Annotated in this window: 16 protein-coding genes and 1 pseudogene; 11 read left to right on the forward strand and 6 right to left on the reverse strand. The window is 73.3% G+C overall.

What is annotated here, in order from left to right; translation table 11 throughout:
- Positions 1-19 precede the first annotated feature (19 nt).
- Positions 20-1,264: a VWA-like domain-containing protein gene (locus tag AB0917_RS17000; protein ID WP_366820343.1), complete on the forward strand. Its 1,245-nt coding sequence runs from the start codon at positions 20-22 to the stop codon at positions 1,262-1,264.
- Between the two features lie 67 nt (positions 1,265-1,331).
- Here AB0917_RS17000 and AB0917_RS17005 read toward each other — a convergent pair.
- The 6 genes and pseudogenes from AB0917_RS17005 to AB0917_RS17030 form a co-directional block, all read right to left on the reverse strand.
- Positions 1,332-1,910: pseudogene (locus tag AB0917_RS17005) on the reverse strand (N-formylglutamate amidohydrolase); the annotation flags it as partial.
- Between the two features lie 77 nt (positions 1,911-1,987).
- Positions 1,988-2,977: a sphingomyelin phosphodiesterase gene (gene sph, locus AB0917_RS17010; protein ID WP_366820327.1), complete on the reverse strand. Its 990-nt coding sequence runs from the start codon at positions 2,975-2,977 to the stop codon at positions 1,988-1,990.
- A gap of 136 nt (positions 2,978-3,113) precedes the next feature.
- Complete coding sequence (locus AB0917_RS17015; protein WP_366820328.1) at positions 3,114-3,749, reverse strand: class F sortase; 636 nt, start codon at positions 3,747-3,749, stop codon at positions 3,114-3,116.
- Positions 3,750-3,838: 89 nt separating this feature from the next.
- Entirely contained in the window at positions 3,839-4,267 is a 429-nt protein-coding gene (locus AB0917_RS17020; protein WP_366820344.1) for a hypothetical protein, read from the reverse strand.
- A 113-nt stretch (positions 4,268-4,380) separates the two neighbouring features.
- Positions 4,381-6,438, reverse strand: coding sequence for a HAMP domain-containing sensor histidine kinase (locus tag AB0917_RS17025; RefSeq protein ID WP_366820329.1), 2,058 nt, complete (start codon positions 6,436-6,438; stop codon positions 4,381-4,383).
- Positions 6,431-7,153 (reverse strand): response regulator transcription factor, encoded by a 723-nt coding sequence (locus AB0917_RS17030; RefSeq protein ID WP_366820330.1) that lies wholly within the window; start codon positions 7,151-7,153, stop codon positions 6,431-6,433. The genes AB0917_RS17025 and AB0917_RS17030 overlap by 8 nt, the downstream gene beginning before the upstream one ends.
- Positions 7,154-7,273: 120 nt before the next feature.
- Here AB0917_RS17030 and AB0917_RS17035 point away from each other — a divergent pair, with 120 nt between their 5' ends.
- From AB0917_RS17035 to AB0917_RS17080, 10 genes are all read left to right on the forward strand, one after another.
- Positions 7,274-9,460, forward strand: a complete 2,187-nt coding sequence (locus AB0917_RS17035; protein ID WP_366820331.1) for a regulator — start codon at positions 7,274-7,276, stop codon at positions 9,458-9,460.
- A gap of 144 nt (positions 9,461-9,604) precedes the next feature.
- Positions 9,605-11,359: a hypothetical protein gene (locus tag AB0917_RS17040; RefSeq protein ID WP_366820332.1), complete on the forward strand. Its 1,755-nt coding sequence runs from the start codon at positions 9,605-9,607 to the stop codon at positions 11,357-11,359.
- 207 nt (positions 11,360-11,566) lie between these two features.
- Entirely contained in the window at positions 11,567-12,868 is a 1,302-nt protein-coding gene (locus tag AB0917_RS17045; protein ID WP_366820333.1) for a cytochrome P450, read from the forward strand.
- Positions 12,865-14,118, forward strand: a complete 1,254-nt coding sequence (locus tag AB0917_RS17050; RefSeq protein ID WP_366820334.1) for a cytochrome P450 — start codon at positions 12,865-12,867, stop codon at positions 14,116-14,118. The genes AB0917_RS17045 and AB0917_RS17050 overlap by 4 nt, the downstream gene beginning before the upstream one ends.
- A 230-nt stretch (positions 14,119-14,348) precedes the next feature.
- Positions 14,349-14,588, forward strand: coding sequence for a hypothetical protein (locus tag AB0917_RS17055; protein WP_366820335.1), 240 nt, complete (start codon positions 14,349-14,351; stop codon positions 14,586-14,588).
- Between the two features lie 210 nt (positions 14,589-14,798).
- The gene (locus tag AB0917_RS17060; protein ID WP_366820336.1) at positions 14,799-16,301 is read left to right on the forward strand and encodes an aldehyde dehydrogenase family protein; all 1,503 of its coding nucleotides are present in this window, start codon (positions 14,799-14,801) and stop codon (positions 16,299-16,301) included.
- A 97-nt stretch (positions 16,302-16,398) separates the two neighbouring features.
- Positions 16,399-18,012, forward strand: a complete 1,614-nt coding sequence (locus AB0917_RS17065; protein ID WP_366820337.1) for a GMC oxidoreductase — start codon at positions 16,399-16,401, stop codon at positions 18,010-18,012.
- Positions 18,009-19,130 (forward strand): glycine betaine/L-proline ABC transporter ATP-binding protein, encoded by a 1,122-nt coding sequence (locus tag AB0917_RS17070; protein ID WP_366820338.1) that lies wholly within the window; start codon positions 18,009-18,011, stop codon positions 19,128-19,130. Before AB0917_RS17065 ends, AB0917_RS17070 begins: the two co-directional genes overlap by 4 nt.
- Entirely contained in the window at positions 19,130-21,115 is a 1,986-nt protein-coding gene (locus AB0917_RS17075) for an ABC transporter permease subunit (RefSeq protein WP_366820339.1), read from the forward strand. Before AB0917_RS17070 ends, AB0917_RS17075 begins: the two co-directional genes overlap by 1 nt.
- A 1-nt stretch (position 21,116) precedes the next feature.
- Positions 21,117-22,091, forward strand: coding sequence for an ABC transporter substrate-binding protein (locus AB0917_RS17080; RefSeq protein WP_366820341.1), 975 nt, complete (start codon positions 21,117-21,119; stop codon positions 22,089-22,091).
- Positions 22,092-22,118: the final 27 nt, after the last annotated feature.

The raw sequence follows: 22,118 nt of genomic DNA on the forward strand, positions 1-22,118 counted from the left end.
GACGAGGGAAGGCGGGCCGGTGGCGGTGGTGGACGCAGCGGGCGCGCTCGACCTGGACAAGCTCTTCGCCGCCCGGCTCCAGGCCGTCCGGGCCCGCCCCTACCTGGCGACGGCCCTGTTCGCCCTGCACACCGTGGAGTCACGGCGGGTACCGACCATGGGCGTCGACCGGTACTGGCGATGCTATGTCTCGCCCGCCTTCGTGGCCCGGACCCCGGTGGAGGAGCTGGCCGGGGTCTGGGTCCACGAGGTGTCGCACCTGCTGCGCGACCACCACGGCCGCAGCGACCGGGTCGCCCGGGAGCGCGGGCTGACCGGTCCCGGGGAGCGGCTGCGTATGAACATCGCCGCCGACTGCGAGATCAACGACGACGTGTACGGCGACGGCCTGGCCTGGCCGGGAGGCATCGTGTACCCGTCGACTCTGCACCTGCCGCCCGGAGAACTCATGGAGGACTACCTTCGTCAGTTCCGGCTCGGTCCACGCACCCAGGACCTCGCCTGGCTCGACTGCGGAAGCGGCGCCGACGGACTGGAGCGGGACTGGGAGTTGGGCCCCGACGGCGCGCACGGGCTCAGTGCCCAGGAACGGGACGCGGTCCGCTTCCGGGTGGCTCAGGGCATCACCGGCCGTCCGGGCAACGCCTCGAAGGGGTGGCAGCGGTGGGCGGAGGAGGCGTTCCATCCTCCGCAGCCCTGGAGGGAGTTGCTGGGCGCCGCGGTCCGCTCGGCCGCGTCGGGGCCGGGCGCGGGGGAGGACTACACCTACGGCCGTCCCTCGCGCCGCTCCGCCGGACTGCCCGGCGTCGTCCTGCCGAGCCTGCGCCGCAGACAGCCCCGGGTCTCCGTGGTCATCGACACCTCAGGCTCGGTCAGCGACGCCGAACTGGGCAGCGCCCTCCTGGAAGTCGCCGCCATCTCCCGGTCCGTGGGCGGCCGCCGCGACCTGGTCACCGTCCTCGCGTGCGACGCGGCGACCCGGGTCGTGCACCCCCTGTGCCGCGCCGAGGGCATCCCGCTGCTGGGCGGCGGCGGCACGGATCTGCGTACGGGCTTCGCCAAGGCCCTCCGGGCACACCCCCGGCCCGACGCCATCGTGGTCCTGACCGACGGCCAGACACCGTGGCCGGACACCCAGCCGCCGTGCCGCACGGTCATCGGTCTGTTCCCCAGGGAGCACAAGCGCCGCTCCTGGCGGGAGGACGACCCCGACTACGTGCCACCCGGGCCGCCGGCGTGGGCGCGGGTGGTGGAGATCGGGTAGCCGCCCCCCCCACCAGGGGCTGTGCGCCGAGTCAGCACGCCCCCACCAGCTCCGCCAGCGCCCCCGCCAGCGCGTCGAGCCCCGGCGGGGTGTGGAACGGGTCGGTGCCCAGGCAGACGGGCGGGCGCGGGCCCGTGGCGTGGAGTTCGTACGGGAGCGGCGTCGTCGGGTACGAGTGGACGTCGACGATCACCGCCCGGCCCGTGGCGGCGATCCGGGCGTCGACCGCCTCCGTCATCGCCTGCGCGTACGGGTGGAAGTACCGCTCCAGCAGCGGGTGTTCGTCGACGCCCTGGCCGCGCAGCCGTTCGCGGTGGGTGGTGTGGGTGTAGACCGCGCCCATGCCCACGGCGCGCATCTCCTCGCGGTCGTCGGGGAAGCGTTCGGGGTCGACGACCAGGCGCGAGAGGGCGTTGACGTGGCGCCAGGGGTGGACGGGCGAGGCCGTGGCCGCTCTGGCCGCCAGTTCGGCCGTGTGGGAGTCGGTGATGTGGTCGAGTTCCCGCTCCAGAGCACCGTCGTCCAGGACGATTCCGTCGCGGACCTCGTCCGGAATCGTCCGGGACCCGTGCGGCACGTGCAGCAGCACCGGGGAGTCCGGGCTTCCGGGGATGAGGTGGAACGACGGTTGGGGGGCAGGGCTCATGGAGCGGGATCCTTCACGGGCGGGGCGGGGCGGGGCGGGGAAGGGAAGGGAAGGCGCCGATTGTCCCACCCGTGGGGTCAGTTGGCGGAGCCGATCACCGGGTAGTGGTCGGAGAGGTTGGTGTAGGTGTAGCTCTTGCCCCAGCTGGAGACCGTCCAGGGGGCGCTCTCCTCCTTGATCACATCGTTCTTCCAGTTCTCCGGCTTGACGTGACCGGCGCGGTGCAGGACGTGGTCCAGGTCCTCGCGGGGGTCGTTCGGGTAGCGCTCGGAGGCGATCGAGTTGTCGCGGGTGTCGAAGGAGTAGGTGTGGCCGGTCCTGGTGTCGGCCGGGCTCAGGCCCGCGTCGTTCAGGAAGGAGGCGTACTCGGCGGAGTGCCCGTCCACGTTGAAGTCGCCCGCCACGATGACCTGTTCGGAGGCCGGGATCCTCTTGGCGTCCAGGAAGGCGTCCATCGCCTTGAACTGGCGGCTGCGCATCTGGGCCGCCTCGCCCGCCGAACAGCCGGGGTCGGTCGACTGGGCGTGGGTGCCGACGACGTGGACCCGGGTGCCGTTGACGTCCAACACCGTATAGGCGAAGCCCTTGTTGGACCACCAGTCGCCGCCGCAGGCGTCCTTGAAGACGTACTGCTCCTTGCGTACGATCGGCCACTTGCTCAGGATCGTGACGCCGCCGTCCTCCGGGATCGTCGCCGAGTACGAGCCGCCGGTGGCGTCCCAGCCGCTCTTGCCGCGGCCCACCACCGGCGTCTGGTACGGGTACTGGGCGGCGGAGTTGCGCAGCAGGGCGTCGGAGGCCCCGTTGTCGAAGGCCTCCTGGATCACGACCACGTCGTTGCCCCGGAAGAACGACGCCTTCGGGATCTCTGCCGCCCGGTGGTCCTGGCCCCAGTTGGGGTAGAGCGTCTTGCTGAAGATGAACGCGTTGTACGAGAGGACCCGCAGCGACGGGGTGTCGGCGCCGGTGGCCGCCTGGGCCTGCGGCGTGTTCACGGCCAGGGGGACGGCGGCGAGCACGGCACAGAGGGCCAGGGCGGAGAGGCGGGGGAGGGCGGAGTGCGGCACGAGGGCTCCTGCTGATGAGTGGGGGCGTACCGGGTGGCACCCATCAAAGCAGCGGCAGTTACTCGTGGGTAGACATCGGATGCCGTCCGTCTGTCCGGCCGAATGCCATCAGGCTTCGGCCTTGGGCGGACTCGGCTCAGCTCCGCTCGGCGTAGACGATCAGGTTGTCGACCGGGTGCCCCTCCGCGTCGAACGCCCCGTCGCAGGTGACCAGCCGCAGCGTGCTGCCCTTGGTGGCGCCGTAGACCCGCTCGGTGGGGAACGCCTTCTTGCTGACCGTCTCCTTGCCCGTGACCGTGAAGCTCAGGGACGCACCGCTGTCGTCCTGGACGAGTACCTGGGCGCCCTTGCGGATGTCCTTGAGGTCGTGGAAGACGGCCCGGCCGAAGCGGGTGTCGTTGTGGCCGATCAGTACGGCCGCTCCCGGGCGGCCGGGTACGGCTCCGCCGGTGTACCAGCCCGCCGTCATGCCCTGCTCGGCGGGCGGGACCTCGACCGTGCCGTCCGCGTTGAGCCCCAGGCGCATGAGGGAGCTGCGGATGCCGAGGGAGGGGATGGCGACCTGGGCGGGGGCCGAGGCGTCCGCGGAGGCCGGCTGCTGTGTGGCCGAGGTCCCGGGCGCGGGCGACGCCGGAGCGGATGCCGCCGGGGGCGCGGCCGGTGAGGGCGTCTGTCCCGCGCAGGCCGTCAGGGCCGCGCAGGTCGCCAGCGCGGTCAGCAGGGCGGCCGTTCGGGGGCGGCGGGGGAGGCGGGGGGAACGGGGGGCGTGCATGAGGGCTCCAGGGGCGGCCACCGGGCGTGGCGCCGCCCCGGTGCGGGACGGCGCCACGTTCGGTGTCAGAGGTGGGTGGTGACGGTGGGTCAGCCGTTGCGGCGGCGCAGCACGAGGGTGCCGGCGCCCGCGAGCAGGGCGGCTCCGGCCACCGAGCCGGCGAGGGCCGTGGTGCTGTTGTCGCCGGTGCCGGCCGGGCGCTCACCGGCCGCCACGCCACCGCGCGGCACGACCGCCGGGGCGGGAGCGGCCTCCCGCGGCGCCGCGGGCACCGGGCGGTCGCCCGCCGCGACGCCACCACGGGGTACGACGGAGGGGCGGGCCTCCTTCGGCGCGTCCTCGGCGGCCTCGGCGGCTTCGGCGGCCTTCGCCCGCTCCGGCGACACCTCGGGGGCGCTCTCGGCGGGCGCGGAGGGCTTCGGCGTCGCGTCGGCGAAGGCGGCGGTCGACGGGACCAGCACCGCGCCGGCCGCCACGGCGGCGAGCACGGCGGTGCGCAGGGTGAGGCGAGCGGTCAAAGCGGTCATACGGATGGCTCCATTCCATACGTCGCCCCGTGACGGGCCCGGTGCCGGTGTGCACCGGGGTACGAGGCGTGGAGCCAGGCTGACCGGAAGTTATGAGGAAGCTGTCAGGACGCTGTGGTCATCCCATCAGGCCCCGTCGGCGCGGAGCTTGGAAGGCGGAGCGTGAAGGCCGAACCCTTCCCCTCCGTACTGGTCGCGCTCGCCGTACCTCCGTGGGCCTCGGCCAGCTTCCGGACGATCGCGAGGCCGAGGCCACTGCCTCCCGTACGGCGGCTGCGGGACTTCTCCGCACGCCAGAAGCGGTCGAAGACGTACGGAAGGTCCCCGGCCGGAATGCCGCTCCCGGTGTCCGCCACCTCGATCACCACCACGTGACCGGCCCTCTCTCCTGCCGCCACCCCGCCCCCGTCGCCGGACCCGCACCCGGACCCGGGCCCGTCCACGTCCTCGGGCCGCTCCTCGTCCCCGGACCCGTCCCCGCCCCCGTATGCGCGCAGCGTCACCGTCCCGCCCGCCGGCGTGTGCCGTACGGCGTTGGAGACCAGGTTCCCCACCGCCTGCCGCAGCCTGACCGGGTCCGCGTGCAGAGCCGGCGCCGGGGCGGCGGCCACCACCGTCAGCGTCACGCCCGCCGTCTCCGCGCGGGCCTGGTGGGCGGCGGCGACCTGGCCGAGCAGCTCGGCGACGCCGACCGGTTCGGGGTGCAGCCGCAGCACGCCCGCGTCGGCGGCGGCCAGGTCCTGGAGGTCGTCGATGATGTGCTGGAGCTGCACCGCCTCCTCCAGCAGCGAGGAGACGAACGCGGGATCCGGGTCGGCCAGACCGTCCTGGGCGGCCTCCAGCCAGCCGCGGATGTTGCTCAGCGGGGTGCGCAGTTCATGGGCCACATCGCTGACCATGGCCTTGCGCTGCTCCTCCAGGCGCGCCCGGTGCGCGGACATGTCGTTGAACGCGGTCGCCAGCCGGCCGATCTCGTCGTCCCCCGGGACCGGCACCACGGCGTGCTCCTCACCGTCCCGCATCCGCTGCGCGGCCCCGGTCAGCGCGTGCAGCGGGCGGACCAGCCGGGCACCCGCGAGCACCGAGGCGCCCACGGTCAGGGCCAGGACCAGCGCCGCCGCACCGGCGATCTTCGCGGTGTTGGCGGGGGAGAGGTCGAAGCCCGGCACCGTGGCGCCGCCCCCGTCGCCGATGAACAGGAGCGCGGGGGAGGCCACGTACGAGCTGAGCTGTTCGGTGCGCGCGGTCCCCACGCAGGAGGCGATGGCCCGGTCGTCCTCACCGGTCAGCTCCCGGGGCGCCTCGACGACCGGAGCGAGGCCGGCCTCGCCCGCCTCGGTCGGCCGGGGAGCGGGCACGGGGCCCGGTACGGGCACCGCCGCCACCTCGTCCCATGACAAGTCCTGGTTGAGCCGCACACCGCCGCGGCCCTGGCGCTTCAGGCAGGCGTCTGCCAGTCGGTTGAGCGCGCCGAGCGCCTTCTCCTCCGCGCGGGTGGGCGCGTCCAGGTCCGAAGCGTCGCACCGGGCGGCCAGCGCCCGTTCGGGGTCGTTGCCCACCATCTGCACCCGGGGCCGCCCGCTCGGCCCGACGACCACGTCCGCGGCGATCCCCGCCCGGTTCAGGCACACCGCGTGCCGGTCGGCGGTCCGCCGCAGCGCCGCGCGCTCGGCCGCCGGAAGCAGGAACGGCCCCACCGCCCGCGGGTCGATCCGGTCCGCGGCCGTGCCCTGCCCCTCGGTGCTCCGGGCGGCCAGCACGGTGTCCACGGACAGCGGGTCGACCACCGCGGAGGCCTCCGGCGGCAGCGCGGGCGCATCCGCCGTGGTGGCGGAGTCGGCGAGCGGCCGCCTGCTCTGCGTGGTCAGCGCCACGCGGCGCCCCGACTGCTCGGCCAGCTCCCGCACGGTCGCGTCCACCCCGTCCCAGGTCGGGTTGCGGGCGGCGTAGCCGAGCAGGGTGTCGTAGATCCGGGCGTCGGCGGTGAGGTTCTGGCCCTGCTCCTGGAGAATCGCCCCCGAGGTGGTCTGCACGGCGAGCCAGGCGGTGGCCGCCACCGAACACGCGGCGACCAGCGCCGACACGCCCAGCAGCCGCCCCAGCAGACTCCGCCGCAGCGGCACCCGGGACCGGGTCGGGGCCGTGGCCCGGCCCCTACGCACGCCGGGCGGCCTTCGCCGGGTCGGTGAGCTTGTAGCCGACCCCGAAGACGGTGAGCAGGCGCACCGGCCGCCGTGGCGCGGGTTCGATCTTCTTGCGCAGGTTCATGACGTGCACGTCGACCGTCCGGTCGCTGATGTAGCGGTCGAAGCCGTGCAGCTCCTCCAGCAGCCGCTGACGGCTGAACACCCGGTCGGGACCGGCCGCCAGCGCGGCCAGGATCCGGAACTCACCCCGGGTGCACTCCACCGGCTCGCCGTCCACCGTCACCTCGTGCCGCTCCGGATCGACCACGAGCCCGCCCACCCGCAGGACCGGGTCCTGGTCCGCCCGTACCGCACCGCCCGGCCGCCGGGTGCGGCGCAGCAGCGTACGGACGCGGGCCATCAGCTCGCGCGGGCTGTACGGCTTGGTCATGTAGTCGTCCGCACCGAGGTCGAGCCCGAGCAGCAGATCGTCCTCGGTGGTGCGGGCGGTCAGCATGAGCACCGGCAGCTCCCGGGCCTCGGCCCGCAGCACCCGCACCACGTCCAGGCCGTCCGCCCGAGGCATCATCACATCGAGAACGAGCAGGTCGGGTTCCCGGTGCCGTACGGCGTCGAGCGCGGCGAGCCCGTCGCCCACGATCCGTACGGCGTGTCCTTCCCGTTCCAGATAGCGGCGTACGAGTTCGGCCTGCTTCTCGTCGTCCTCGGCAACTATGACATCTGCGCACACCCCCCGATCGTAGAGCGGGACTACAGTGCGGGACCGGGGCGGGTTCCGGAACACGGAAGCCGGGAAGGGAACCGGCGCGTGCGCCTCGGTGAGGTGGCCGCACCGGCGGAAGGAGACGGGTTGAACAGCCTCGGTACGGGTGGCGGGACGACGCACAACACGGTGTCGGGGGACGCCGTCGTCGTCGGGCCCCTCCTGATGGCGCAGCACATCGAGGGCATCCGGCTGCCGCCTGCTCCGCCCGACGTCCCGCCGAGCCAAGGGCCGCCGCCCAGCCGGGTGTTCGTCAACCGGACCAAGGAGCTCTCCGGTCTGCGGGATGCCGCCGTGGCCCTGGCCGCCGAGCCGGGGCCGGGGGTGCTGATGGTGATCGGCGTCGGCGGCGTGGGCAAGACGCAGCTCGTCGCCCAGTGCGTCGCACGCGAACTGAGGCAGCTCTTCCCGGACGGTCAGCTCTACGTCGACCTCGAGGAGCTCCGCCGGGACGGAGTGGTCGATCTCACCGCGGTCCTCGGCGGGTTCCTGCGCGCCCTCGGGGTCAGCAAGGAGTACGTGCCCGCCGGACTCGCCGAGTGCACGGCCCTCTTCCGCAGCGTCGCCGCCCGCCGCCGCCTCCTGGTGATGGTGGACGGCGCCGAGCACGCCCCGGAGGCTCGGGCGCTCGTGCCGCCGCGGGGGCTGCTCGTGGTGACCGGCCGCCGGGTGCTGCCGTCGCTGCTGATGGACGGGGCCGTACTGATCGACGTCGCCCCGCTCGACGAGGCGGCGGGCACGGAGCTCGTACGCCGCTGGCACGCCGGCGCGGACGAGGAGACGGCCGCCGATGTCGTACGGCTGTGCGCGGGCCATCCCCTGGCGCTGCGGGCGGCGGTGGAGTGGCTGGCGGCACGGCCGCACCTGACGCTCGACGACGTGGTGCGTGATCTGACGGCCGGGCGGTACGGAACGGGCGACGACGGCGTACGTGAGGCGATGGGGGCGGCCATGGGCGCGGGCGAGGGGCCTCAGGAGGGCGGCGTGGGCGAGGCGGTCGACGCGGTGCTGGACTCGGTGGTCGCCGGGGTGTCCGACCACACCCGGCACCTCTACGACCTCTTCGGCGTCCTGCCCGGTACCACGGCGACGACGGACCTGCTGCGGGCCGCCGGCGCCACCCGCGTCGACGAGGCGCTCGGTGAGCTGCTCTCCTCCCGGCTCGCGGTCCTGGTGGAGTCGGCGGACCGGCCCCGGCGCTACCGGCTGCACGACGTGGTGCGGGCCCACGCTCGGCTGCACGCGCGGGCGTTGCCCCGGGAGCGGCGTCGCGCCACGCTACGGCTCGTCGTGGACTTCTACACCGACGCGGCGGCCCACGCCGACGCGCTGGTGCTGGGCGCCCGGTTCCGGATCCAGCCGCCGCCGGTCCGCCCGCTCGCCGAACTCGGCGCGCACGGCGCGCCGTTCACGGGGAGCGGGGACGCACTGGAGTGGCTGGACGTGGAACGCGTCAATTTCCAGGCCGTGATCCGTGCCGCCGCCGAGCAGGAGTGGCACGAGGAGGTGTGGCGGCTCTGCGAGTCGTTGTGGGCGCTCTACCACAGCCGTAAACACTTCGCTGACTGCGTCGGGACGGGCCTCCTGGGCATCGAGGCGGCCCGGCGCGAGGCCCGCCCCGATGTCGAGGTCCGGATGCGGAACCAGGTCGCCCGTGCGGCCTACGGGCTCGGCGACCTGAACCGCGCGGAGTCCCAACTCGACGCCGCGGCAGGCCTCCTGGAGCTGGCGGGCGATCCGCGGCTGAGCGGTGTGGTCTGGGAGAGCCGCGGGCTGATCGCGCTGGCGCGCGGCCGGTCGACGGGGGAGCCCCGGGCGGTGCGTGAACGGGCCGAGGAGGCGCGGCGGTTGTTCGAGCGCGCCCTGGCGGCCAACCGGGCCGTCCCCGACGGGCACGGTGTCGTCGTGCAGAGCTACAACGTCGCGCAGGCTCTGGTGGCGGGGGAGCGGTGGACCGAGGCGCTCGGCGTCCTGGACGAGGCGGCCGAGGCCGCCCGGACCGCCGGCGACGAACCCATGCTGCCCCGGATCGACCTCGTACGGGCCGCCGCCTTCGCCGGCCTCGGCGACCTGGACCGGGCGGTGTCCGCGGCGGGGGCGGCGGCCGACCGGGCGGCCGTGCTCAAGCAGTTCGCCAAGCTCGACCAGGCGCTCGCGCTGCTGGCGGAACTGGCCGCACGGACCGAGGACGAGCCGCTGCGGGCCGTCTGCGAGAGAAAGCTCCACGCGCTGCGGCGGGGGATGGGCCTGAAGCCGCCGGACCCCGCCGCCTGACCACCGAGGGGAACGCCTGGAGGGGGCCACCGGAGTCCAGGAGCCCGCCGGCCCCCTCGTCCCCCTTCCCGCCTCCTCCCGTCGCCCCTCCCCTCCTCCCGTTTCCTCCTGTCTCCTCCTGTCCCCTCTCCCCGGAGCCCCGCGTTGTCCTCCGTGCCGTCGCTGCTCAGCCGTTCGTCCGCCCGGTTCCGGTTCCGCCGTGCCGCCCGGCCCGGACACGACCGGTGGAACACCTGGGACCCGCCGAAGGCGAAGGTGCTCGGGGTGGCGCGGACTCTCACCTCCGCCACCCGGCTGGTGGACGTCATGCACCTGCTGCGCACCGAGGACGGGATCGACAAGTTCTTCACGGTCAACCCCGGGTCGGCGTTCGCGGACGGGCTCGACTCCTATCTCGCCGGGCTCGGCGTCCAGGTGCTGAGCTGGAAGGAGGCCACCCGGCGCTCCTTCGACCTGGCGGTCAGCTGCTCGGTCCACCCGACGATGCGCCGGCTCGACGCCCCGCTGATGGTGCTGCCGCACGGCGCGGGGTACAACCGGCTCGTGAGCGAGTCGACGGGCGACACGCTGTCTCCCGCAGGGCTGTCCCGGCGGGAGCTGATGTGGCGGGGGAAGGTCGTCCCGGAGGCGATCGGGGTCTCGCACCAGGCCCAGATCGACCGGCTCGCCGAGACCTGCCCCGAGGCAGTGCCGTACGCCCTGGCCGTCGGCGACTGGTGCTTCCAGCGCATCGCCGCGAGCATGAGGCACCGCGACCGCTACCGTTCGCGGCTCGGCGCGGTGGACGGGCGGCGGCTGGTGGTCGTCCACTCCACCTGGAGCCGCCACTCGCTGCTCGGCCGCCACCCCGAGCTGCCGCTGCGCCTGGTGACCTCGCTCCCGGCGGACGAGTTCGCCGTCGCGGCCGTCTTCCACCCCAACGTGTGGGCCCGCCACACCCGTCCGGGCGTGCTGGAGCGGTTCGGCGCCGAGATGGACGCGGGGCTCATGATCATCCCGCCGGAGGAGGGCTGGCGGGCCGCCGTGGTGGCCAGTGACTGGGTGGTCGGCGACCACGGCAGCACGACCTTCTACTCGGCCGCCGCCGACCGCGTCACCCTGCTCGCCGCCACCGGTCTCGACGAGCTGGACCCGGCCTCGCCCGCCGCCGCGTTCGGGCGGGGGGCGAGGCGGCTGGATCCCGGGGGCGATGTGTACGCGCAGTTGCTGGCGGCGGCCCGGGGCCACGACCCGGCGGAGCTGCGGCCCGTCGTGGACCGTCAGCTCGCCTCGGTCGACACCTCCGGCGAGGTGACCCGGGCCCGGATGTACGCGTTCCTCGCCGGGCGCGGGGTCGAGGTGCCCGAGGCGGCCCCCGAGCCGCTGCCCGTACCGGCCCCCGAGCCCGTACGCCGCGCGGCCGCCACGGCGTACGACGTGACCGGGGCCCATGACGCCCTGGGGACCGTCGATCTGCGGCGCCGGCCCCTGGTGGCCGGGCACCACACCGAGCCCCTCGGCTTCTACGCCGTCACGACCGAGGAGAGCCACCCCCACTGGCCGCAGGCAGCCGAGGTGCTGGCCCGTACGGTCGCGGACGCCGAGGTGAGCGCCCTGGACTGGGTGGCCGACGCCGCCGTGCGGTACGAGAACCTCAACGTCCTCGTGGCGCGGCTGGACGAGAGCCGCTGTCTGGTCCGGCTGCGGGGCGGACGGCAGCTGGAGGCCCGTACGGAACGGGCCTGGGGCGCGCGGCGGCCCCTCCTCGACCCGGTCCTGCTGGGCTCGGCCGTCAACCTCTGGATGACCGACCCGGAACGGGCGAAGGACCTCACCGACGGTCTGACACTGCGCACGGGCCGACGGCAGGTCCGGGTGGCGTTCACCGAGCCGTCGGACGGCCCCGGCACCTGGCCCTGAACCGGAGGCAACGGGTCCGGTGTCGGCCTTGTGATCAAACCTGCGCAGATGTCGTACGAGGGTGATCGGAGCAGGGAGCAGGAGTGGCCAGGAGCAGGCGGAAAAGGGCTCGATTCAGCTCCGCTGGTTCACGGAACCTCCTTATAGTGGTGCCGCGTTGATCGTATGGTCGCAACGCGCGAAGCCGTCGCCACTGGAGTCCGTACGATGACGAACCCCTCGCCCGCCACGCCCGCGCCCACGGCCGGTGGGGGCGGTGGTTGCCCCATGGGCCACGGCCAGGGAGCCGTTCCGCTCAGCGGGCCCGGCTTCCACACCGAACCCCAGGTGCTCTACCGCTCCATGCGCCGTGATCACGGCCCCGTCGTCCCCGTCGAGCTGCCCGGCGGATTCCCCGCCTGGCTGGTGATCGGCTACCGGGAACTCCACCAGGTCACCAGCGACGGGGAGTTGTTCCCCCGGGACGTGAGCCTGTGGAACCAGTGGGACAAGGTCCCCGCCGACTGGCCGCTGCGGCCGATGGTCGGCAGCCCCATGCCGTCCATCTACTTCACCGCCGGAGCCGAGCACCGGCGCCACGTCGACATGGTCGTACCGGCCCTCGAAGAGGCCGACCCCTTCGAAATCCGCCAGCACTGCGAGCAGTTGGCCGACCGGCTCATCGACGCCGTGTGCAGCCGGGGCACCGCCGACCTCGTCGCCGAGTTCGCCGAGCCGCTCCCCGTCCTGGTCCTCGCCCGGCTCGTAGGCTTCCCCGACGACGCGGGCGCCGACATCGCCCAGGTGCTCAAGGACCTGGCCGACGGCGGGCCCGACGCGCAGAAGGCGCACCTGCGCTTCGGCGAGTACATGCACCAGCTCGTCGCGGCCAAGCGGGCGAACCCCGGGGACGACGTGACCTCGCGGATGCTCGCCCACCCCGAACCGTTCACCGACGAGGAGTACGCGCTCGACCTCATGGCCGTCACGGCCGCCGGGCACCTGCCCACCGCCGACTGGATCAGCAACTCCACCCGGCTCATGCTCACCGAGGACCAGTTCGCCGACGCCCTCTCCGGCGGCCGTCACAGCGTCGCCGAGGCCATGAACGAGGTGCTCTGGGAGGACGCCCCGACCCAGATCCTGGCCGGCCGGTGGGCGGCGCGCGACGCCCGGCTCGGCGGGCAGAACATCGCCCGCGGTGACATGCTGCTCCTGGGCCTCGGCGCCGCCAACGGCGATCCGCACATCCGCCGGCAGATCACGGACCAGGTGGTCCGCTCCGGGCAGGGCGGCAACAGCGCCCACATGGCGTTCAGCCACGGCGAGTACCGCTGCCCCTTCCCCGCGCAGGAGATCGCCGAGATCATCGCCCGTACCGGTATCGAAGTGCTGCTGGACCGGCTGCCCGACCTCGAACTGGCCGTTCCGCCGACGGAGCTGGTCCGCCGGCCCTCCGCCTTCCTGCGCGGGATGACCGCACTCCCCGTCCGCTTCACCCCCGTCCGCACGACAGGAGACGCGTTGTGACTTGTCCGCACGCTGGAACCGCACAAGCCGACCGGAGCGCGGGGGCCGTCACCATCGACCCCATGGTCCAGGACCTGGACGGGGAGACCGCGCGGCTGCGCGAGGCGGGCGTGCTCGCCCGGATCGAGCTGCTCGGGGTCCCCGCCTGGACGGTTACCCGGCACGCCGAGGCCCGTCAGCTCCTGGTCGACCCGCGTCTGGTGAAGGACATCGATGTCTGGAGCCTGTGGCGGAGCGGAGTGGTGACACGTGCATGGCCGCTGATCGGCATGGTCGACGCCGGACGTTCCATGTTCACCGTCGACGGGGCCGAGCACCGGCGGCTGCGCACCAAGACCTCGCAGGCGCTCACCCCGCGGCGGCTCGAAGCGGTCCGCCCGGCCATCGAGCGGTTCACCGACGAGCTGCTGGACAACCTCGACGCGGCGCGGGGCGAGGACGGGATCGTCGACCTGAAGGCGGTCTTCGCCCAGCCGCTCCCGATGCGGGTGGTCGGCATGCTGATGGGCGTCGACGAGTCCCAGCACGCGATGCTGACCAGGCAGTACAAGGCGTTCTTCTCCATGCTGACCCCGCAGGAGGAGCGCCTGGCCCTCCTCGCCGAGCTGGACGTCTTCTACACCGACCTCGTACGGGAGAAGACCGCCCGCCCGACGGACGACCTCACCAGCGCCCTGATCCTGGCCGAGGAGGGCGGCGAGCCGCTCACCGAGGAGGAGGTGGTGGGCAACCTGAAGGCGATGGTCGCCGCCGGGCACGAGACGACGATCGGGCTCATCCTCAACGCCGTACGCGCCCTGCTCTCCCACCCCGACCAGCTGGCGAAGGTGCTCTCCGGCGAGGTCGGCTGGGACGCGGTGATCGAGGAGACGCTGCGCTGGGACACCCCCACCACCCACCTGCTGATGCGGTTCGCTACCGAGGACATCACCGTCGGCGACACCGTGATCAAGGAGGGCGAAGGGGTCGTCATCTCCTACCGCGCCATCGGCCGCGACACCGAGCAGCACGGCAGTGACGCCGACGCCTTCGACATCACCCGCTCCACCCGCAACCGCCACATGACCTTCGGCCACGGCCCGCACATCTGCCCCGGCGCCGCCCTCTCCCGCGTGGAGGCGGGGATCGCCCTGCCCGCCCTGTTCGCCCGCTTCCCCGGCCTGCGGCTCGCGATCCCGGACGAGGAGATCACCAAGCTGCCGGTGATGACGCAGAACGACATGGCGGCCTTCCCGGTCCTGCTGGACTGAGGACGGCGGCACGTCGGCCGTATGCCGCCGTCCCGAGCAGGTCTCCTCGCCCTGGCCCCGCACCGCTCCACCACGGCCGCCCTCCTGGCCGACGCCGCGCGCCGCCGCTCCATGGAGGTGACCGTCCTGCCCGTGGGCGGGGTGCCGGACCACCACCGGGAGCGGGGCGACGCGCACGGCTACGGCGGCCCGCGCTTCGCCACGCGGGTCGCCCGGCGGCTCACCGCGTCGTGCGGGACCATCCTGCGTCCGCCGTCGTCGTGGACGTCGGCCGGATGGCACCGGCCCGGGGAGCCGGGGCCGGGAGCTGGGCCGTCGTCGAGGCCGACAGGGCCTGGATCAGCGATGTGTACGCCGCCGACCCGGTCCGGGCCCTGGACGTGGTGCTCCGAGCAGCGGGCCCGGCAGGCCCGGTCCGTGAGCGGGGCCGGGCGTTCTGGCGGGCCGGACCGGCCTCGCCCGGAACGTGACCCCGGGCGCCTCGCGTACCCACGTCCCCGGTCACCTCCCTCGTATGCCTCCCGCGTGAGGTGCGTCACGCAGAGTGAAACTCTTGGCATACATTCCGCCGAACGGGGGAGGGGCCCCGACCGCTGGTGCGGCCGTACCCCGGTCCACCGCACAGGACGCCCCCGGCCGAACCGGCGGGGGCATTTCGGGTACGGAAGGCAGAACACGACATGTCGGCGCTCAGCACCATCCACATCGACGGCACCTGGCGGGCCGCCGGATCAGGCGCGACGCGCGAGATCCTCGACCCCGCCGACGCCACCGTCCTGGCCGTCGTCGCCGAGGGCGGCGTGGAGGACACCGATGCGGCGATCGCCGCCGCGCGACGCGCCTTCGACGACGGCCCCTGGCCGCACAAGCCCGTCGCGGAGCGGGCCGCCCTGCTGCGCCGGGTCGCCGAGCTGCTCCAGCGGGACCGCGAGGAGATCGCGATCACCGAGAGCCGCGACACCGGCAAGACCCTCGAAGAGGGCCGGGTCGACGTCGACGACGTGACGAACGCCTTCCGCTACTTCGCGGACCTTGTGATGAACGAGAGCGGCGGCCGGGTGGTCGATGCCGGTGACCCCGACGTCCACAGCATCGTCGTCCACGAGCCCGTCGGCGTCTGCGCCCTGATCGCCCCCTGGAACTACCCCCTCCTCCAGGCCAGTTGGAAGATCGCCCCGGCCCTCGCCGCCGGCAACACCTTCGTGCTCAAGCCCAGCGAGGTCACCCCGCTCTCCACCGTCCACCTGATCAAGCTCCTCGCCGAGGCCGGGCTGCCCGCCGGTGCCGCCAACCTCGTCACCGGTGCGGGCGACCCGGTGGGCGCCCGCCTCTCCGAGCACCCGGACGTCGACCTGGTCTCCTTCACCGGCGGCCTCGCCAGCGGTACGAAGGTGGCCCAGGCCGCCGCCCCCACCGTGAAGAAGGTGGCCCTGGAGCTCGGCGGCAAGAACCCCAACGTGGTCTTCGCCGACGCCTGCGCCACCGACGAGGGCTTCGACACCGCCGTCGACCAGGCCCTGAACGCCGCGTTCTTCCACAGCGGCCAGGTCTGCTCCGCCGGCGCCCGCCTGATCGTCCAGGACACCGTCAGCGAGCGGTTCGTCACCGAGCTGGCCCGCCGCGCCGACGCCATCCGCCTCGGCCGGGGCACCCTGGACGGCGTGGAGTGCGGCCCCCTCGTCTCCGCCCAGCAGCTCGCCAAGGTCGAGGCGTACGTCGCCTCCGCCCGCGAGGAGGGCGCGGTCGTCCGGGCCGGCGGCGCCCGCCCCGAGCCCAGCGACGTACGCCCCGAAGGCGGCTACTTCTACCGGCCGACCGTCCTCGACGGCTGCCACCGGGAGATGAGGGTGGTCCGCGAGGAGACCTTCGGCCCGATCCTCACCGTCGAGACCTTCCGTACCGAGGAAGAGGCCATCACGCTGGCCAACGACACCGACTACGGCCTCGCGGGCGCCGTCTGGACCGCGGACGCGGGCCGGGCCCGCCGGGTCGCCGGACGGCTGCGCCACGGCACCGTCTGGATCAACGACTACCACCCCTACCTCCCGCAGGCCGAGTGGGGCGGCTTCGGGAAGTCCGGCACGGGCCGTGAGCTCGGCCCGACGGGGCTCGCCGAGTACCGCGAGTCCAAGCACATCTACCAGAACCTCAACCCGCGCCCCCAGCGCTGGTTCGCCGGCTGACACCTGCGGGGACCCGGAATCAGTCAATACCCGGGTCCCGCCCGGCTGTTCGCAGCACCACGCACACGCACGAACTTTGCAGAAGGAGCAGTGACCGATGCCCACCACCCCCCGCAGCACCGCCGTTCCCGACCCCGAGGGCCCCATGTCCGACTACGTGATCGTCGGCGGCGGCACCGCCGGATCGGTCATCGCCTCCCGGCTCACCGAGGACCCGGACACCACCGTCACCCTCATCGAGGGCGGCCCCACCGACATCGACCGCGACGACGTGCTGACCCTGCGCCGCTGGCTCGGCCTGCTCGGCGGCGACCTCGACTACGACTACCCCACCACCGAGCAGCCGCGCGGCAATTCGCACATCCGCCACAGCCGGGCCCGGGTCCTGGGCGGCTGCTCCTCGCACAACACCCTCATCAGCTTCAAGCCGCTGCCCGGCGACTGGGACGAGTGGGCCGAGGCGGGCGCCGAGGGCTGGGACGCGGCCGCGATGGACCCGTACTTCGCCAAGCTGCGCAACAACATCGTCCCCGTGGACGAGAAGGACCGCAACGCCATCGCCCGCGACTTCGTCGACGCCGCCCAGGCGGCGGCCGGGGTCCCGCGCGTGGACAGCTTCAACCGCAAGCCGTTCCACGAGGGCGTCGGCTTCTTCGACCTGGCCTACCACCCGGAGAACAACAAGCGCTCCTCCGCCTCGGTCGCCTACCTCCACCCGCACATCGAGGCCGGTGACCGCCCGGGTCTCCGCATCCTGCTGGAGACCTGGGCCTACCGGCTGGAGTTCGACGGCACCCGCGCCACCGGCGTACACGTCCGTACGAAGGACGGCGAGGAGATCCTGCTGCGCGCCGCCCGCGAAGTCATCGTCTGCGCGGGCGCGGTGGACACCCCGCGCCTGCTGCTGCACTCCGGGATCGGCCCGCGCGCGGAGCTGGAGGCGCTGGGCATCGAGGTCGCCCACGACCTTCCGGGCGTCGGCGAGAACCTGCTCGACCACCCCGAGTCCGTCATCGTCTGGGAGACCGACGGGCCCATCCCGGAGAACTCCGCGATGGACTCCGACGCGGGGCTCTTCGTCCGCCGCGACCCCGGATCCCGGGGCCCGGACCTGATGTTCCACTTCTACCAGATCCCGTTCACCGACAACCCCGAACGCCTCGGCTACGAGAAGCCCGAGCACGGGGTGTCGATGACGCCGAACATCCCCAAGCCGCGCAGCCGCGGCCGCCTCTACCTCACCAGCGCCGACCCCGAGGTCAAGCCCGCCCTGGACTTCCGCTACTTCACCGACGAGGACGACCACGACGGCCGCACCCTGGTCGACGGCATCAGGCTCGCCCGCGAGATCGCCGCCACCGAGCCGCTGGCCCACTGGCTGAAGCGCGAGGTCTGCCCCGGCCCCGAGGTCACCTCGGACGAGGAGATCAGCGAGTACGCCCGCAAGGTCGCCCACACCGTCTACCACCCGGCGGGCACCTGCAAGATGGGCGCCGCCGACGACCGAGAAGCCGTCGTCGACCCGCAGTTGCGCATCCGTGGCCTTCAGGGCATCCGGATCGCCGACGCGTCCGTCTTCCCGACCATGCCCGCGGTCAACCCGATGATCGGAGTCCTCATGGTCGGCGAGAAGTGCGCCGAACTCCTCGCGGACCAGGCGCGTGACGCCGTGCCGGTCACCGGTACCAGCACCGGAGGTGATGTCCGATGACCATGACCAAAGCCACCGAGGCCACAGCCGAGTCCGCCGAGGACGCCGTGTTCTCCGTACGCAACCTCTGGAAGGTCTTCGGCCCCAAGGCCGACCGCGTCCCCGGCAGCGAGTACGCCTCCCTGCCGCCCGCCGAACTGCGCGAGGCCACCGGCTGCACCGCCGCCGTCCGCGATGTCTCCTTCGACGTCCGCAAGGGCGAGGTCTTCGTCGTCATGGGCCTGTCGGGCTCCGGCAAGTCGACCCTCGTACGGTGTCTGACCCGGCTCATCGAGCCCACCAGCGGCACCCTCGCCATCGACGGCGAGGACGTCCTGGCGATGGACCGCGCCCGGCTGCGCGAACTGCGCCGCCACCGCGCCGCGATGGTCTTCCAGCACTTCGGACTGCTGCCGCACCGCACCGTGTTGGACAACGTTGCCTACGGCCTGGAGATCCAGGGCCTCAGCAAGGCCGAACGCCGCGCCAAGGCAGCCCAGTTGGTGGAGAAGGTCGGCCTCGCGGGTCTGGAGGACCGCCGCCCCGCCCAGCTCTCCGGCGGCCAGCAGCAGCGCGTCGGCCTCGCCCGCGCACTCGCCGTCGACCCCTCCGTCCTCCTCTTCGACGAGCCGTTCAGCGCGCTGGACCCGCTGATCCGCCGCGAGATGCAGGACGAGGTGGTCCGGCTGCACCGCGAGGAGGGCCGCACCATGGTCTTCATCACCCACGACCTCAGCGAGGCGCTCCGCCTGGGCACCCGGATCGCGCTGATGCGCGACGGCGGCATCGTCCAGCTCGGCACCCCCGAGGAGATCGTGGGCTCGCCCGCCGACGAGTACGTCACCGAGTTCGTCCGCGACGTGCCGCGCGAGCAGGTCCTCACCGTCGCCACCGCCATGCGCCCCGCACGCGCCGGGGAGAGCGGGAGCGGCCCGGCCGTGCGCCCCGACGCCACCGTGTACGAGGCCATCGAGGCGGTCTCCCGCTCCGGCGGCCCCGCCGCCCGGGTGATGGACGGCGGCCGGCTCGTCGGCGTCGTCGACCACGCGTGCCTCCTCGACGTCGTCGCCGGTACGGCCGGGTCCGGCAGGGCGAGGACCCCCGACGCTCCGGACGGCCCCCGCGAGGTGACCGCCTGATGGCCACCGCCCAGGCCACCCCGGTCCGCCCCGCGCGGGCGGGCACCCGCCGGGGACCACTGGCAGCCCTGCGCGAACGCCCGGCGGCCGCCAAGCTCGTCCTGCTCGCGCTCGCCGCCGTCGTCCTCGTCCCCCTCGTGCACGGCCGCTGGGGCGGCGGAGTCTGGCCGCAGGCGCTGACCGCCGACCTCTCCGCGCCCCTCGGCGACGTGACGGACTGGATCGTCTCCAACCGGGACAACCACCCGCTCTTCCTCTACTTCTTCGGCCACATCAGCAACGCCGTCGTCCTCTCCGTACGCGGGGTCTACCTGGTCCTCCTGGCCCTCGGCTGGGCCGGTGTCACCGTGCTCGCCGCCGCCGTCGCCTGGCGGGCCGCGGGCCTCAGGCTCGCCCTCACCGCGGCCGTCTCGTTCCTGGTCTGCGGGCTGCTCGGCATGTGGGTGCCGACCATGCAGACGCTCGCCCTGATGGTCGTCGCGGTCCTCGCCTCCGTCGTGCTGGGACTCCTCCTCGGCCTCGCCGCCGGGCTCTCCGACCGCACGTTCCGCGTGCTGCGCCCGGTGCTCGACACCATGCAGGTGCTGCCCGCCTTCGCCTATCTGCTCCCCGTGGTGCTGATCTTCGGCATCGGCGTGCCCGGAGCCGTCCTCGCCACCGTCGTCTACGCGGCTCCGCCGATGGCCCGGCTCACCGCACTCGGGCTGCGCGGCGCGGACGGCGGCGTCATGGAGGCCGTCGCCTCGCTCGGCGCGACCGGCAAGCAGCGGCTGCTCACCGCCCGGCTGCCGCTGGCGCGCAAGGAGCTGCTCCTCGGCCTCAACCAGACCATCATGATGGCGCTCTCCATGGCCGTCATCGCCTCCGTGATCGGCGCCGGCGGCCTCGGCGACCGCGTCTACCAGGCGCTGTCCTCCGTCGACGTGGGCGCCGCCCTCGCCGCCGGTATCCCGATCGTGCTGCTGGCCGTCGTCCTGGACCGTACGACGGAGGCGGCGGGCCGCCGTATCGGCGCCGAGCCCACCGGCCCGGCCCTCCTGCGGGGCTGGCGCGGCTGGGCCCTGGCCGCCGTGGTCACCGCAGCCGTCGCCTTCGCCGGACGGCTCGCCGACGGCCGGGTCTGGCCCGAGGACGTCACCGTGGCCATCGCGGGACCGGTGAACACCGCCAAGGACTGGATGGTCGACCACCTCTACACCGGGGTGCCCGTCGTCGGCGGCACCGCCGACCTGGCCTCCCACTTCACCAGCGGCGTCCTCAACCCGCTGCGCAGCGGACTCACCGGCCTGCCCTGGTGGTCGGTGCTCCTGATCGTCGCCGCCCTCGCCTGGACCATCGGCACCTGGCGCACCGCCGCCACCGCCGTCCTCGCCATGGCCGCGATCGGGGTCCTGGGCGTGTGGGAGCCGTCGATGGACACCCTCAGCCAGGTCCTCGCCGCGGTGGCGGTCACCCTGGTCCTGGGCTTCGCCGTCGCGATCGGCGCGGCCCGCAGCGAGCGGCTGGAGAAGCTGCTGCGACCGGTCCTGGACGTCTTCCAGACCATGCCGCAGTTCGTCTACCTGATCCCCGTCGTCGCCCTCTTCGGCGTCGGCCGTGCCCCCGCCGCAGCGGCGGCCGTCGTCTACGCGCTGCCCGCCGTCGTCCGCATCACCACCCAGGGGCTGCGGGGCGTCGACCCGGCCGCGATGGAGTGCGCCCGCTCGCTCGGCGCCACCCCCGGCCAGCAACTGCGCCAGGTCCAACTTCCCCTGGCCAGGCCCTCGTTGCTGCTCGCCGTCAACCAGGCTGTCGTGCTGGTCCTCGCCGTCGTCATCATCGGCGGACTCGTCGGATCGGGCGCGCTCGGTTACGACGTCGTCTTCGGCCTCGCCCAGGGCGACCTGGCCACCGGGCTCGTCGCCGGAGCGGCGATCGTCTGTCTCGGCCTGATGCTCGACCGGGTCACCCAGCCCACCGCCCGCCGCCAGCGACAGGAGAGCTGAGATGAACCGTTCCCGCACACGCCTGCTCGTGGCGCTCGCCTCGGCCACCGCCCTGCTCACCACGGCGGGCTGCGGCGCCGCCGACATGACCAAGCAGTCCTCCCCGTTCGCCGCCCCCGCCGGGGTCAGGACGGTCACGCTCTCCGTCCAGTCCTGGGTCGGCGCCCAGGCGAACGTCGCCGTGGCGGAACAACTCCTCAAGGAGGAGCTGGGCTACCGCGTCGACCTGGTGCAGACCGACGAGGTGCCCGCCTGGGACGCCCTCAGCCAGGGCCGCGTCGACGCGATCCTGGAGGACTGGGGCCACCCGGACCAGGAGAAGCTGTACGTCGAGGAGAAGAAGACCATCGTCCGGGGCGGCGACCTCGGGGTCACCGGCCACATCGGCTGGTACGTCCCGAAATACTGGGCCGACAAGCACCCCGACGTCACCGACTGGAAGAACCTCGACAAGTACGCGGACGAGCTGAGGACCGCAGAGAGCGGCGGCAAGGGCCAGCTCATGGACGGCTCGCCCTCCTACGTCACCAACGACGTGGCCCTGGTGAAGAACCTGGACCTGGACTACAAGGTGGTCTTCGCCGGCTCGGAGGCGGCCCAGATCACCCAGATCCAGCAGTTCGCCAAGGAGAAGAAGCCCTTCCTCAGCTACTGGTACCAGCCGCAGTGGCTGTTCAACGAGGTCCCGATGGTCGAGGTGAAGCTCCCGGAGTACACCGACGAGTGCGCGGCCAAGGACCCCGAGGACATCGACTGCGCCTACCCGACGACACCGTTGCAGAAGTTCCTCAACGCCGACTTCGTCGAGCGCGGCGGTGAGGCGGCCTCGTTCCTGAAGAAGTTCCACTGGTCGGAGCAGGACCAGAACGAGGTCTCCGAGATGATCGCCCAGCAGCGGCTCACCCCGCAGGAGGCGGCGAAGCGCTGGATCGAGCGCCACCCGGACGTCTGGAAGAAGTGGCTGGACAAGGAGTGAGGGAGGGGCGCCGCCGTGCGCGCGCAC

This window comes from Streptomyces sp. NPDC007346 (assembly GCF_040703535.1).
Classification (GTDB): Bacteria; Actinomycetota; Actinomycetes; order Streptomycetales; family Streptomycetaceae; genus Streptomyces.